This window comes from Pseudomonas sp. EL_65y_Pfl1_R83, assembly GCF_963970695.1.
GTDB classification, from domain to species: domain Bacteria; phylum Pseudomonadota; class Gammaproteobacteria; order Pseudomonadales; family Pseudomonadaceae; genus Aquipseudomonas; species Aquipseudomonas tritici.
In genome coordinates, this window is sequence record NZ_CAXAQI010000100.1 from 1 (window position 1) to 666 (window position 666).

Annotated in this window: 1 protein-coding gene; it reads left to right on the top strand. The window is 56.8% G+C overall.

What is annotated here, in order from left to right:
- Nucleotides 1-599: multicopper oxidase domain-containing protein (locus tag AACY08_RS27840; RefSeq protein WP_339472315.1), on the top strand; the 599-nt coding region annotated here is incomplete at its 5' end.
- Between the last annotated feature and the right edge of the window lie 67 nt (nucleotides 600-666).

Sequence of the window (666 nt, forward strand, 5' to 3'; positions counted from 1 at the left end):
CCGGCAACGATATCACTCTCAAGATCGCTCATCAGATGATGATGATCGATGGCCGCGCAAGCCATGCGATCGGCATCAACGGAACCGTGCCGGCGCCTTTGATCCGGTTGCGCCAAGGGCAAACGGTGCGCCTGTCGGTGATCAACGATCTTGAAGAAGACAGTTCGATCCACTGGCACGGGTTACTGGTACCGTTCCAGTTCGATGGCGTACCGGGAATCAGCTTCCCCGGCATCAAACCAAAATCGACCTTCGTCTATGAGTTTCCGATCGTCCAGGCGGGCACCTATTGGTATCATAGCCATTCGGGTTTGCAGGAGCAGATGGGCCATTACGGGCCGATCGTGATCGATCCGGCAGGCGAAGATCCGATCAAGTCGGATCGCGAGCATGTGATCGTGCTGTCCGACCATAGCCAGATGCATCCGCACGCGATTTTCAGAAAGCTCAAGCAGGTGGGCGGGGGCTATTTCAACTATCAGCGCCAGACGCTGGCTGGCCTGATGGCAAAAGAAGATCAACCGCTCAAGGATCGTCTCGACTGGGGCAAAATGCGGATGGACCCCACGGACGTCTCTGATGTAACAGGTTCAACCTAGACCTATCTCGTCAACGCCCATGGTCCCCAGGACAATTGGACAGCGCTTTTCCGGCCCGGCGAGCGAG